At 47.8% G+C, this 13,876-nt stretch carries 8 protein-coding genes; 1 reads left to right on the forward strand and 7 read right to left on the reverse strand.

What is annotated here, in order from left to right; all coding sequences use genetic code 11:
* Window positions 1–26: 26 nt before the first annotated feature.
* Window positions 27–7,259 carry a glucoamylase family protein gene (locus PK629_07155; GenBank protein ID HOP11251.1) on the forward strand — a complete coding sequence of 2,411 codons (7,233 nt, stop codon included), beginning with the start codon at window positions 27–29 and terminating at the stop codon, window positions 7,257–7,259.
* Window positions 7,260–7,324: 65 nt separating this feature from the next.
* Here the strand turns inward: PK629_07155 and PK629_07160 are convergent, their stop codons facing one another.
* Genes PK629_07160 through PK629_07190 form a run of 7 tightly spaced genes read right to left on the reverse strand, consistent with a single transcriptional unit; the run spans window position 7,325 to window position 13,874 of the window.
* Window positions 7,325–7,831, reverse strand: coding sequence for a hypothetical protein (locus tag PK629_07160; GenBank protein ID HOP11252.1), 507 nt, complete (start codon window positions 7,829–7,831; stop codon window positions 7,325–7,327).
* Between the two features lie 12 nt (window positions 7,832–7,843).
* The gene (locus PK629_07165) at window positions 7,844–8,737 is read right to left on the reverse strand and encodes a hypothetical protein (GenBank protein HOP11253.1); all 894 of its coding nucleotides are present in this window, start codon (window positions 8,735–8,737) and stop codon (window positions 7,844–7,846) included.
* Window positions 8,734–10,179 carry a coproporphyrinogen dehydrogenase HemZ gene (hemZ, locus tag PK629_07170; GenBank protein ID HOP11254.1) on the reverse strand — a complete coding sequence of 482 codons (1,446 nt, stop codon included), beginning with the start codon at window positions 10,177–10,179 and terminating at the stop codon, window positions 8,734–8,736. Before hemZ ends, PK629_07165 begins: the two co-directional genes overlap by 4 nt.
* A complete protein-coding gene (locus PK629_07175; GenBank protein HOP11255.1) occupies window positions 10,173–10,799 on the reverse strand; it encodes an MBL fold metallo-hydrolase in 627 nt (208 codons plus the stop codon). Before PK629_07175 ends, hemZ begins: the two co-directional genes overlap by 7 nt.
* On the reverse strand, window positions 10,796–11,785 hold the full coding sequence (locus PK629_07180; GenBank protein HOP11256.1) for a M20/M25/M40 family metallo-hydrolase: 990 nt from the start codon (window positions 11,783–11,785) through the stop codon (window positions 10,796–10,798). Before PK629_07180 ends, PK629_07175 begins: the two co-directional genes overlap by 4 nt.
* Before the next feature lie 17 nt (window positions 11,786–11,802).
* Entirely contained in the window at window positions 11,803–13,098 is a 1,296-nt protein-coding gene (locus tag PK629_07185; protein ID HOP11257.1) for a M18 family aminopeptidase, read from the reverse strand.
* A gap of 56 nt (window positions 13,099–13,154) precedes the next feature.
* Window positions 13,155–13,874 carry an ABC transporter ATP-binding protein gene (locus PK629_07190; GenBank protein HOP11258.1) on the reverse strand — a complete coding sequence of 240 codons (720 nt, stop codon included), beginning with the start codon at window positions 13,872–13,874 and terminating at the stop codon, window positions 13,155–13,157.
* Between the last annotated feature and the right edge of the window lie 2 nt (window positions 13,875–13,876).

Genomic DNA, 13,876 nt, shown 5'->3' on the forward strand with positions numbered 1-13,876 from the left:
CTTGACTTCTTTTGAACGAGGTTATCATGAAAAAAAAGAGCTTATGCGGTTTTAAAATGTACATGCGCTTGTCGGCGGTTATACGCGACCTTTATTCCGAAAAACGTCGCTCCTCTTCCGCGACCGGCAGCGGCGAATGGCTGGCTGACAACTATTATCTGATCTATCGCCGTTCGCATCATTTGCTCGATTCTTTTGCGCAAATGCCGAATTTGCCTTTTGAAAACGGAGAGATCCGAATTCTCGAAATATGCCGCAGCTTTATCACACAGGACGCAGAATCGAAAATCGAAATCTTTGACAAAATGATCGAAGAAGCCTCCTCGCAAATGCCCCTTCAAAATGTGGAATTGGATATGCTGCCGGCGTTTTTGGAATATTCCTGTTTTGAAATGATCAGAAAATCGGCGGAAGCGAAGGATGCCAAGGGCATAGCGCGTGCCATCAAACTGCTACGGTTTTGCTCCGGGTATGATTTTACGCCGATGCTGGAAAAACACAACGGCGTCAATCAGCTTTTACAGGAAGATCCTGCGGGGATCTATCCGAAGATGGACGAGACCAGCCGTTTTGCCTACCGAAAAGCGATAACCGATCAAGCCCAAAAAAGTAAAATTTCCGAGATCGAATATGCTCAAAAACTGCTTGACCATGCGAAAAACGCCAAAGACGACGTTGAACGGCATATCGGAACGATTTTGCTTGCAAAACCGGTCACGCGAAAAATCCGTGCGTTGATTCTTTCCCGTTTTCAAACGATCTGCACGTTTTTTATTTGTGCCGCCTATCTCTTAAGGACAAAAGACTTCATCTGCAGTGCAGCTTTATATTTTCCTGTGCGTTCGGTTTTAAAACCTCTGTTTGAAAAAGCCGCACTTTGGGGGATCGAACCCACAGTATTACCGCGTATAGAATTCGGTGATCGCATTCCGCCCGAGAATTCCGTTTTAGTGGTCGTCAGTTCTCTGTTGCCATCAGCAGGTAATATCGATTCCGCGATTCAAAGATTAAAAGACATCTATCATATCTCTCAAAAAGGAGAGGTTCGTTTTTGTCTGCTTTGTGATCCGAAGGAATCCGATTTTCCGAGTACGCCGCAGGAAGAATATTCGGCAAAACTTCTTAAGGAAAAAATCGATCTGCTCAACCGCACGCTGGCAGACAAATTTTATCTTGCCGTAAGGCCGAGAAGTTTTATTAAAACACAAGGCAAATTTGCCGGAAAAGAACGTAAGCGCGGAGCGATCGGAACTTTGGTCAATATTATTACGGGTCAAAGTACCGATGGACTACTGGCGTTTTGCGGTAATATTACAAACCTGCGTAATGTGAAATATTTACTCGTTTTAGACAGTGATACGGCTTTACAGCTTGACAGCGTCTATAAATTCGTCGGTGCCGCCGCACATCCACTGAACAGAAAATACGGCATCTTTTCCCCGTCACTGGGGATCAAGCTCGCTTCCATGGGAAATACGCCTTTCACAAAATTGATGTGCGAGACCGGCGGAACGGTGGCCTATGACAACAACTGTTCAGAATATTATCAGGACATTTTTAATGATTCTGTTTTTTCGGGCAAAGGTCTTATCGACGTATCCGCATTTGCAAATTCTTGCGTAGATCGTTTGCCGGAAGAACGTATTCTCAGTCATGACATTCTCGAGGGTTGTCTGCTGCGCACTTGTTATCTCTCCGATACGCAACTCTCCGATGATTTTCCGTCGACCCCGGAGGCATGGCTTGATCGCCTGCATCGCTGGATACGCGGCGATATTCAAAATCTGATTTTCGCAATACCCGAATTGAGAGCGAAATATGCGCCCTTGACGCCTGCATTCTCCGCTCTGTCGTCAAAAAAACTGCTCGAAAATACAGCACGTGCTTTTTTACCGATTCTGTCTGCAATTTGCCTGGTCTGCGCCGCTGCCGAAAAAAAGCGCCTGCTGCGGATAATACAATTCTGTCTGGGTGTGGGATATGCCGTATTCCCGCAATTAAATGCACTGATACAGAAGATTCGTCAAGGCGGCCTCTCCGTGCTGCAAAGGCGATTTTTCGGAAACTCCATGCCGGTGTTCCTGCGATTTCTTGCAGCTTCCGGTGTCGGAATTTTAATGCTGCCGCAAACGGCATATACCGGTTTTGACGCAATCATTCGAGCGCTCTGGCGTTCCTTTGTATCGGGTAAAAATTTGCTTGAATGGACGACTGCCGCTGAAAACGAAAAGAATTCGGTCGTATCCATCAGACGCTATATCCCTGCCCTTCTTTTTTGGCTGTTTTTGTTTCTGGCCGGCGGTGGCGCTGCTTTCAAAGCATTTTCGCTTACCGCGCTTTGTGCGACGCCTACCCTGAAGTTACTCGGGCGTCCTCAGAAAAAGCCGTTTCGACAAGAGGCCGATACCGAGCGTGCCAATGTTTATGCTTCCCTGTGCTGGAAATTTTTCACCACCTATGTCAGCGCAGAAGATAATTATCTTCCTCCCGACAATGTACAGGAAACACCGGTTTTTTCGATCGCACACCGTACTTCACCAACCAATATCGGGCTCTATCTGTGCAGCATCGTATCTGCCTGTGATTTTGGAATAATCACCTTTGACACAATGCTCGAACTCCTCGACAGAACGTTAAAAACAGTTGAAAAGCTGAACAAATTCAAAGGGCATCTATATAACTGGTATGACACCAAAACCCTGCGTCCGCTTACACCCCGTTATATCTCCACGGTGGACAGCGGAAATTTCGTCTGCTGTCTGACCGCGCTGAAAGGCGCTTTAATTGAACGCAACAGCGAGGATCAACGGGTATATGATCTTCTGGCGCGCCTTGAGAGGCTGCGTTCCGAAACAGATTTCACCTTTTTATATAATCGCCGCCGTTCGCTTTTTCACGTCGGTTATCGATGTGATACCGAATCTCCGGATACGTCATATTATGACATGCTGATGAGTGAAGCACGTATGACCGGATATTATGCGATTGCAAAGGGTATCGCCGAACGCAAACACTGGGGCAACCTTTGTCGGATACTCGTCGGAAAACACGGTTATACAGGTGTACTTTCCTGGAGCGGCACGATGTTTGAATATTTGATGCCTCATCTGTTTTTGCCCATGTATGAAGGTTCTCTGGAAGGTGAATCGGTACGGTTTTGTCTCTACTGTCAAAAAATGCGCCGCGGAAAAATGGACGGAAACAGTGTTTGGGGTATTTCAGAGAGCGGTTTTTATGTATTCGATCCGCAGATGAATTATCAATACAAGGCCAACGGAGTTCAAAAATTGGCGCTCTGCCGCGGGATGGACGAAGAACTTGTAATCTCTCCCTATTCATCTTTTCTTGCGCTTCCTTATGACACAAAGGAGGCGATGGAAAACTTGAAAACCCTTGAGGAGCTCGGAATGTTGGGCAATTGCGGTTTCTTTGAAGCCATGGATTTTACGCCCGCACGCGTCGGCAGCCAGCCCGCTATCATTCGAAGTTATATGTCACACCATGTCGGCATGAGTATTTTGTCACTCGGTAATCTGATTCACAACAACATCTGGCAAAACCGTTTTTTCTCTGATCCGGATATAAAAGCGGCTGCCGAATTGCTGAGAGAACGCATTGAGATCGGTGCTCCGGTCTATAAAAACACTATAAATGCCGAAGAACGGCGTCCGAAACCCGGCAGGCCGATTTTTACGCGTGAACAATTAACGGAGATTTCGCCGCTCTCTCCGCGCTGCTCTATTTTATGTAACAGTTCATTCGTAACGGTTCTGACTGACAGCGGAACCGGATTTTGTTCACTTGGCGAGACCGATATTCTTCGCCGAAGTGATGATTTGCTGAAAAAGCCAACCGGTGTTTTCGTCTGTTATGAATTTGACGGTGTAAGACGTTATATCACTTCAGCACCGGATTATACGCATCCCGCCGGGAAGAGTACAATATTTAACGGAGATAACGTGATTTATCAAAATGACCAACCGTCTGTTTCCGCAAAAATGACAGTGACCGTCCACCGGAATGTCCCGGCCGAATATCGAAAACTCGAGTTTGAAAACCACACCGGCGAACCGGCCGAAATAAAAGTACTGGTTTATGCCGAACCCGCTCTCGCTCATAACCGCGAAATCGCGGCACATCCTGCCTTTGTGAAACTGTTTACTCGCAATCAATATGACGACAAAAACGGATCGTTGATATTTTGGAACAGAAACGCTGCCCTTGCCGTAGGCATGATCACTGAAACGGAATTTGAATTCGGTACGGATCGGCAATTACTGCTCTCAACGCCGGATGGAATTCACCACATTCCGGAGGTATTTGATCAATCTCTGGACAATGGCGGGTGGCGCCCTGACAGCGGTGTTTTTCTTCGTTTTACGCTTTCTGTAGAACCGTATTCAACCGTTCAACAGACCGTGATTTTTGCCGCAGGTATGAACAAAGCCGGAGCAGCCGATAATCTTCGTCAAGCCCGAAAGAGCCCGAAGCTTCATTCCTATCAACCGATCGGTGCAACAGGTTTAATCTGCCGAAACGCTTTCGGAAGCATGCTGTTCGGCGCCTCACACAGTGTCGAATCGATTATCGCCGCCCGCGAAAATCAGCTCAGTCCGCGAAATTTATGGAGTGTCGGCATCTCCGGTGACTGCTCGATTTTATTGCTTGAAATCCACAGCGATGAAGATGCTTCACGCGCTTCTTCTTATGTGATGATGCACCAATTTTTAAGGCAACGCGGTCTTGGTTTTGATCTTGTGATCGTTTTTGATGATTCGGGTGAATATGAAAGCAAACTGCGAAAATCATTGAATGAAATTATAAAATCCAATCACGCAGAACCGTTTTTAAATCAAAAATTCGGTATATTCCTATTGAATGAGGCCTCTCTTCCGCACGAGACCATCATTCTGCTTCGTGCCGCAGCCGGATATATTGCACCACATTTTGCCCTTGGGCGAAAAGAGACTGTTCGCAAACTCATTCCCACCAAAGTGTTTCCGTCTCTTCCGGTCGAAATCACTAAGGACAGCACTTGTTTTGATGTTTCTTATGGCTTTTTTAAAGATACCCGATTCATCTGCGAAAACGGAAATCCGCTTCCGCGCTGTTTGGTTTTAGCGAATCCGTCGTTCGGCACATTGGTTTCTGAAAACGCACTGGGATTTACTTGGGCTTTGAATTCTCATTTAATGAAACTGACGCCGTTCGAAAATGATACGGTTTCCGATAACCAAGGTGAACGGCTTTATCTGCGTATCCATGGGAAAATATATGATTTGATCAACGGTTCTACGGCTATTTTCTCCGGTAACGGCATCGAATACCATTCAAAAATTGAAGATATCACTGCAGTGACTACCGTAACTGTTCCTGAAAACGGGATGGCAAAGCGAATAAATATCAAATTTAACGCCGCTTCCACCTATGAGGCCGAAACCGCTTTTTATTGTGAGCCTGTGTTGGGCGAAAACAGCAAATTTTCCTTTTTGCTCAAGGCTCGTTGGATAGAGAACCGTTTGATTATCGGAAATTTTAATGACCAGAATTTTAGCGGCTTTATGTGCCTCGATGAACAAACCGGCTGTGACGGTTTTACCTGTGATCGCGCTTCCTTTTTTGCGGGCAGGTGGAATGATAAGGTACTCGCGCCTTGTGGGAACAATTGTGCCTGTATCCGTAAATCATTTTCACTTTACAGTGGAAAAGAATTCGAATTGAATTTCGCTCTCGGATACGGAGAAACGGCTGAATCAGCGGCTTTAGCCTGCAAGATTTCTAATGAGCTTCCCAAAGAAAATATATCGTCATCTGTAAAGTTTGATGACTTGCCATATGCAATATTGTTTAACGAATTTCTACCGAATCAAATTCTACAGTGCCGCATGTACGGCCGAACCGGTTTTTATCAAAACGGCGGTGCATGGGGGTTTCGAGATCAGCTTCAGGACTCGTTGGCAGCATTATATTTCTCACCTGAGGCGGCAAAAGCTCAGATTTTACGCGCGGCGGCATGTCAGTTCCAACCCGGTGACGTCTTGCACTGGTGGCATAATCTCGACGGTGAAAAACACGGTATCCGAAGCCGTTATCGCGACGACCCTCTTTGGTTGATTCTCGCGGCTTGCAGATATGCCGAATTTACGGATGACCTGGCGATATTTGATTATCCGATCTGTTATCTGGATGGTTTACCGCTCGAATCGTATGAAAATGAGCGTTACGCAAAATATGAAAAGAGCTGCGCCGGCGACACATTGTTTGAGCATTGCTGTACAGCTTTCAGACAAAGCCTGACCTTTGGGGAACACGATCTCCCGCTCTTTGGGGGCGGCGACTGGAATGACGGTTTTAACAGGATCGGAAACGACGGCAAATCAGAGAGTGTTTGGCTGGGTATGTTTTTGAAACTCGTCGCGGATGAATTTACCGCACTTTGTATCAAACTCGGACATGCTGACACAGCGCAAAAAGCTGCGGAAATTGCTTCGCGCATGAAAAAATCCATTGAAAACACCTGTTGGAACGATGATCGGTTTATACGCGGTTTTCTTGAGAATAAAGCTTTCGGATACGAAAAGAGTGACAGTGTGAAAATTGATCTGCTGCCGCAGGCTTTTGCCGTATTGGCCGGAATCGGAACCGCTAAGCAGCAAAACACCGCTCTTGACACTGCTTTGCAGTTGTTATATGACCCCGCCTGCGGTATCTTGAAATTGTTTGCACCGCCACTCGGCGAAAAAGACCATTCAATCGGATATACCGCCGATTATCCGGAAGGCGTACGCGAAAACGGCGGACAATATACTCATGGTGCATGCTTTTTTGCCTATGCATTGTTTTCCGCAGGCAGAGCGGATGACGGCTGGCGAATTTTACGAGGTTTAGTGCCTGCGCTGGATCAATTTGTCTGCAACAGCAACTTTTATTTGGAGCCGTATGCAATTCCGGCTGACATCTCTACGAATCCGAACGCTTACGGACGCGGCGGCTGGTCGCTCTACACCGGTGCTGCAGGGTGGTATTATCGCACAATCCTGGAAAAGATGCTTGGCGTGAAAATCAGCGGTAAAAACATCACTTTTTCACCTTGCATTCCTACTACGATTAATGACTGTAAACTCACATTGACCAACAATGGCAGAAAAATGTTTATAACCTATCTTCGAAAAGGAGAATCAAAAGTTTTACAGGACGGTTCAGAGACGACAGCCGTACAGTTTCGTGATATCGATACCCAAATCGAAGTTTGGTATTGATTTCGCTTTAATAAAAAATCAACGGCAGATTAAATCTGCCGCTGATTTTCAATCGGAATAATGGTTTAAAGAATATCGTCGTCCGACGCTTGTTCGCCGTCCTGACGTAATTTGTCTTCCTCTTTGTTTTGTTTTGCAATCTTACTGATTTTATCGACGATAAAATAGGAATATTTATCGGTGTCGTGTTCAATAGACTGGCGATAGACCATTTTGCCGAGGTCATAATACATCTTCTGCTTTTCCAACTCACCGTAACTATGCTGGATTTCTCTGCTCACCTTCTGCGAGACATCGTTTATTTTCCCGCCGAATTCGTCTGAGGCTGATTTTGCTTTCTTTATGGTGCCTCCGGCTTTTTGTGACATGTTCTGCGTGTGTTTTTGAAATTCCTGTTTGGCATTGGACGCGCAGCAGGTCGCTTTTTTACATTGTTTTTTGGAATAGTCGACCACTTTTCTGACGATATCGCTGGTCACACGACTTTCGTCGGCAATTTTCTTCAATTTACCGACCGCTTTATCTCCCACTTCAACAGCGGCGTCAAGCACTTTTTTTACCACGATGTCCATTACTATGCCTCCTTAAATCTTAATAAATTCCTGTAAAAGTGAATCCTTGGGAATGATTTGTTTATCCAATTTCGGAATTTGGTTCAATAGACCGCGGATGGTTTTTAACATATCACTATGAATATGATAGTCCCGGGGTATAATTTTTTCTGCGCACTCTTTGAAAACCGATAATTCATAGTCAAAAAAGGTATCAATGCAAATATCCGCACCGCTGATATAAGGGGTGACATTTTGATCTTCTCCGTGCAGAACACTGTCCCACATACTAATGGTCTTCTCGACACTCGCTCCCCGATAATTGTAGTCTCTTACCGTTCGCCGCAAAAATCGGATGTCCCGAATTCCCATTAACCGTTCATTGTCGTCATAAATCTCAGCCAACGGTTCAACAAAAACGCGTAATACCCTTCCCGACTCCACCGAAGCCGCCACCGCAGGATTCAGTGCGTTGATTCCTTCCAATATTATAACACCATCTGCGCGCGGTGTCACGCTTTTTACGGAATTTGTCCGTCTTGCGGTGATAAAATCGAAAATCGGGATATTTACTGCCTTTCCGATTGAGAGATCATAGATTACTTCATTCATTAAATTCACGTCGATCGCAGCAAGCGACTCGATATCATAAGTACCGTCGGGTAAAATCGGGCACTCATCGCGGTTCTTGTAAAAATCGTCCATCGAGAGTTCAGTGCTGCAAAGACCGCGGCTCTCCAATATCGCATCAATCGCCAGTGTCGAACTGGTTTTGCAGGAAGCGGAACCACCCGCGATCAAAATGACTTTGTATCCGCCGTCGACAATCAGATCAGCCGCCGCAGTAAGCCGCTTTTTGATTTTCTCCTCAACGGGAGCGATGTTATTTGCGGAGATTTCTTTTAAATCCTCAACAAAGTACCTCATTGTTTTCGAACAGCCTCCCTCTCGATGAATTCTTTTTTCTTAACGCACATTTCGTCAAAGTGCTTGATATATTCCAGCGGCAGCCGCTGATTAAAAAACCGAATCAAATCGTTTTGCGCACGCACAGCTTTTGTCACGCTGCCTGCTCCGCAGCCGTAGATGCTGTGCAGTTCATCCATCATGTATATGTTGTAAAGTCCGAAAGAATCCTCTTTGCACCAACCGACGTTTTCGCCGCCCCCGCTGATGTCACGCTGACGGTAAAGATAATACGGGGAATAATCCCTATTCAAAAGAATATGCGCACAATGGTCAAGCCCGTGTTCGACAGTCCCGCTTTGAATCAGTTCGTCAGCGCCGCCCTCTTGTGCCAATTTTGAACCGCGTTTTTTGGCGTAGCTGTGGATAGTAATATTGGCCGGGGACAGCGCTTGAATCCCCATGACGCTCTCGATAAAACCGTCTTCGGTATCACCCGGCAGTCCGGCGATCAGGTCGACGTTGATATCGGTAAATCCCGCTTTTACGGCGTTTTCGTAAGCGCGGTAAAACTGCTTAACCGTGTGTTTTCTTCCGATACGTTCAAGTACCGGATCGTGCATCGTCTGGGGATTGATTGAGATACGGGCATTGCAGATGTTGTGCAGAGCGCTAAGCTTTTCCGCAGTGATCGCATCCGGACGGCCGAGTTCCACGGTTAATTCATGATATCCGGGCGCGTTTTGCACAAGGGTTTCGGTGAGTTCGGAGAGCTGCACGGGTGATAAAATCGCAGGGGTGCCGCCGCCGACATAGATTGTGATTATTCTCTGCCCCGCGTTTTTAATATATGCGCAAGTTTGTTTGATCTCAAGATGCAACAGTTTGAGATATTGCTCAATCTGTTTTTGATCGTAGTGGTCATTGTCCTGTGAGACAAACGAGCAATAGGCACAGCGGCTTGGGCAATATGGGATTGAGATATATAAACTGCACTCATCATTTTTGGAAACGGCACCGGATTTAGTCCTGTTGTCTCCGACCAAAGCGCATAACCGGGTCTTTTTTTCACTGACGTAATAGTCGTCAATAAAGACTTGTTCTGCTTTTTCCCGGGAACTCTCAGAAGTCAGACCCATGAACAGTTTCGCCGGCCTGACGCCGGTCAGAATGCCCCATAGCGGTTTGCGTCCGGTAAAGCGCATTCCCGCCCGGTAAAAAGCCCTACCGAGTGCAAGATCAAGATCGGGTGCGCACAAGTATTCCGACTGTCGGACCGATTCGCTGTCGGCCTCGATATGGATTCCGTCTTTGAGTTCAACCGTGATGATCTCATCTGATTTTTGAACGGTCACAGTAATATCCGCTTCGTCTTCAAAGACAACTTTTTCCCCGATAAAAAATACCTTTGTCAGATTAATTGACTCATACAGAAGCTCCTCGGGAGCGATTACTTTTACCATGGCAAATACGGATTATTCTTCCGTTCATCTCCGACCGTCGTCGAAGGACCGTGTCCGGGCAGCAAAACGGTGTCGTCCGGCAGCAACATGAGCCGCGACAGTGACTGCATCAGTTCGTCCAAGCTGCCGCCGCGCAGGTCGGTTCTGCCTGCGCCACCCTGAAAAATCGTATCACCGCAAAAAACCGTTTTCCCATGTTGATAGCAGCAACTGCCGGGCGAATGCCCGGGCGTGTGCAGAACCTTGATTTTGTCGTCCCCGAACGGCAGTTCGTCTCCGTCGCAAACAATCAGATCGGGAATGTGCTGTTCGGGATGGGCGAAAAACCCGAACGGGTAATCTCTGCCCGTCTGGGTTCGAAGCGCCTCTTCATCGCCGACATTGATGACGAGTTTTGCATTCGGAAATTCGGATTTGAGATCGGAAATTCCGCCGATGTGGTCAAAATGCGCGTGGGTCAGCAAGATATAATCTAATCCGCATTTGTAAAGCGCGACCGCCTCCCGTATATTACGGGAGGCAATCGCGGGATCGACAACAGCGGTATGCGTACCGTTATTAAAAATATAGGCGTTGGTTCCGAACCCGCCGAGTTCGAGCGTAATAATCTTCGGCGTCATTTTACGCTGATGTATTCTCCGAGAAGGTCGATGCAGTTCTGCACATCATTGAGATCAACCATTGAGATCGGTCCGTGACCGTAGCGCGTCGGAATCGAGATGCCGCCGGTCTTTTTACCTTCACCGACCTGATTGATCGCACCCGCGTCGGTGCCGCCGCCGGCCAGCACTTCCATCTGGACTTTGATGTTCTTTTCGGCTGCGATATCTTTCATCTTTTTAACGATGCCCTTATCGCAAATGACCGACATATCCATCACCTTGATTGCCGCGCCGCCGCCGAGTACCGGATTGCCTTTTCCGGCAGATTCGGGCGTGTCGAAGCAGCCGCCGATGTCGACCGCGATGCCCTCGTCGGGATCGAGCAGCTGCGCCGCCGTTCTTGCACCGCGTAAGCCCACTTCTTCCTGGCTGCTGAAGACGTAGTAGACATCGTGGACGGGGTTTTGATATTTTTTCATGCACTCAAGCAGGATATAACAGCCGATACGATTATCCAGCGCTTTGGTGCAGATACGATTGTTTGCCATCTCGGTATACGGCGCGTCATAGCAGGCAAAATCGCCGACCGAGAGTAGCTTTTCCGCGTCCTCTTTGTTGTTTGCACCGATATCGGCATAGAGCTTGGTAAAGTTGCCCTTAACGTCATCATACGCGCAATCGGCTGAAACCGCGCCGACTACGCCATTGGCAAACCGGATTCGCTGTCCGATAGTCAGCGGGATCGGAATTCCGCCGACCGCACGCAGTTTTACCATACCGCCGGCGGTGAATGACATCACACAGAAGCCGATCTCGTCCATATGGGCACTCGGCATGATCTTTTTCGGGGTCTTTGAACTGCCTTTTTTGAGCGCGATGACGCTGCCCAGACCGCCTTCGATAAATTCATCGACATAGGGTGCGGCGGTCTTTTTGATAAATTCGGCAATTTCGGTTTCGCTGCCGCTGACACCGAACCGCTGAGTGAGTTCCTTTAAAAGCATGATAATATCCTCCGTTTTTATAATATTCCGTTCAAGTCGCTGTTATAGAGCGCTTTCATCAGGTCGACCATATGGCCGACATCTTCCGCGCCGACATATTCGCGCACCGCGTGCATTGACAGACAGGGATTTCCGATATCGACTGTGACCACGCCGTATTCCGCCGCAATGCCCGGGCCGATGGTGCCGCCGCCTCGTGCGTCACTGCGATTGACTTGAATCTGATAGGGGATTTTATTGCGCTCACACAGCATTTTGAAAACCGCCGAACCCGACGGAGAAGTCGCATAGCTCTGGCGTTCGGTCAATTTGAGTACCGGGCCTTTATTTAAAACCACCGGATAGGACGGGTCGTATTTTCCCGCATAAGCCGGGTGCGTGGCATGCGCCATATCGGCGGAAAACACCAATGTATGCGCCATTGCGCGATATTTATTTTCCTGACTGACTGCGAATTTCTCGCAGATGCGGTCGATGATCATCTGCATGGTGTTGCTTCTTGCGCCGCGGGTCGAACCGGAGCCAATCTCCTCATGGTCATAGGCAAACGCGAGACAGGTGTTTTCACTTTCAATGGCTTCACAGAATGCGGTAAACGCCGTAAAAGCCATCTCAGCATCGTCGGTGCGGCAAGCCGAGACAAAATCCCCGTCGATGCCGGTGAAGCAGCCGGGCGTACAATCATACGGTGCAAGCTCGAAACTGAGGATGTCCTCTTCTTTCACGCCGGCCTGCTCTGCGATGTAACCAATAAAACGTTTCTTTTCCCCGGCCTTGCACAAGAACGGGCAGGTCTCGGTCTGGAGGTTGAATTTTGCCCCGTCGTTGACCTCGCGCACGACATGGATCGCCGCGCTTGGAATGACCAGAATCGGTTTGTCAATATTGACGTTGACGCAGCGAACGCTGCCGCCGTCCCTGATACAGACACGTCCGGCGAGTCCCAGAGGTCTGTCCATCCAGCCGTGAACAATCAGGCCGCCGTATCCCTCGACAGAAAGGCGTTCATATCCGCCGTCAAGCGTCGAGCCGCCCGGTTTGACCCGGAAACCCGGTGAATCGTGATGAGCAGCGATAATTCGCAGTCCCGTCTCTTCAATCGGTTTTGTTCCGATTTTAAAGGCCGCGATCTGCGTGCCGTCCTTGATGATATAATACGCTTTTCCGCGTTCTAAATTCCATGCTTCACCGTCTTTGATCTGCTGCGCGCCGGCTTTATCGAGCATCGATTTCAACAGGTCAACCGATTGAAACGGCGTCGGCGCATGATCGAGATAATCGAGCAGTTTTTTGGCATATTTTTTCTTGTCCATTTCGTTTGCTTTCCTTTCAAAAACTTGTTTTATGATACCATTTACACAATATTCTGTCAACCTATCCGAGGGTTTGGGGGGGAAGTGTCAAACGCTTCTTCAATTTTTTGCCGCAGAATCTTTGCTTCACCGCAATCGACGTTTGCGGCGCGGATTTCACGCGGGGTGAAACAGTTGATATCGGCGGCAATCCGGGCGGGTGCTTTTGTGAGCACAATTGTTCTGTCACCGAGCAGCCAAGCCTCCGAAAAGCTGTGCGTGACCGCAATGACGGTTTTGGGCTCGTCTTTCCAGAGTTTTAAAAATAACCTGATCAATTCATCTTTAGTCTTCATATCCTGTCCGTTAAACGGCTCGTCCATCAGCAACAGATCGCAGGGTACGGCAAACGCCCGCGCAATTGCCGCACGCTGACGCATCCCGCCGGAAAGCTGTATAGGGAAATAATTCATAAACTTCTCAAGCCCGACGGCGGTCAGATATTTTTCCGCCCGTTCGCGTTTTTCGGATTTCGAAAGCGTATCGGGCAATGCAATCATAATATTCTGACGAATCCGTTTCCATGGCAGCAGCCGGGGTTCTTGAAAAATATAACTGATGTTTGCTGTCGATTGAATTTTTCCACCGTCAAGACCTGCAACCGCATTTAATAATGTTGTCTTGCCGCAGCCCGACGGACCCATGATACAGTTGATCTTCCCATCATAAAACTCGACTGAAAAATCGTCAAACACCGCAAGGTCTCCGAATTTTTTCGTATATCTTTCGATGTGCAAAA

It is taken from the genome of Oscillospiraceae bacterium (assembly GCA_035380125.1).
Lineage (GTDB): Bacteria > Bacillota > Clostridia > Oscillospirales > JAKOTC01 > DAOPZJ01.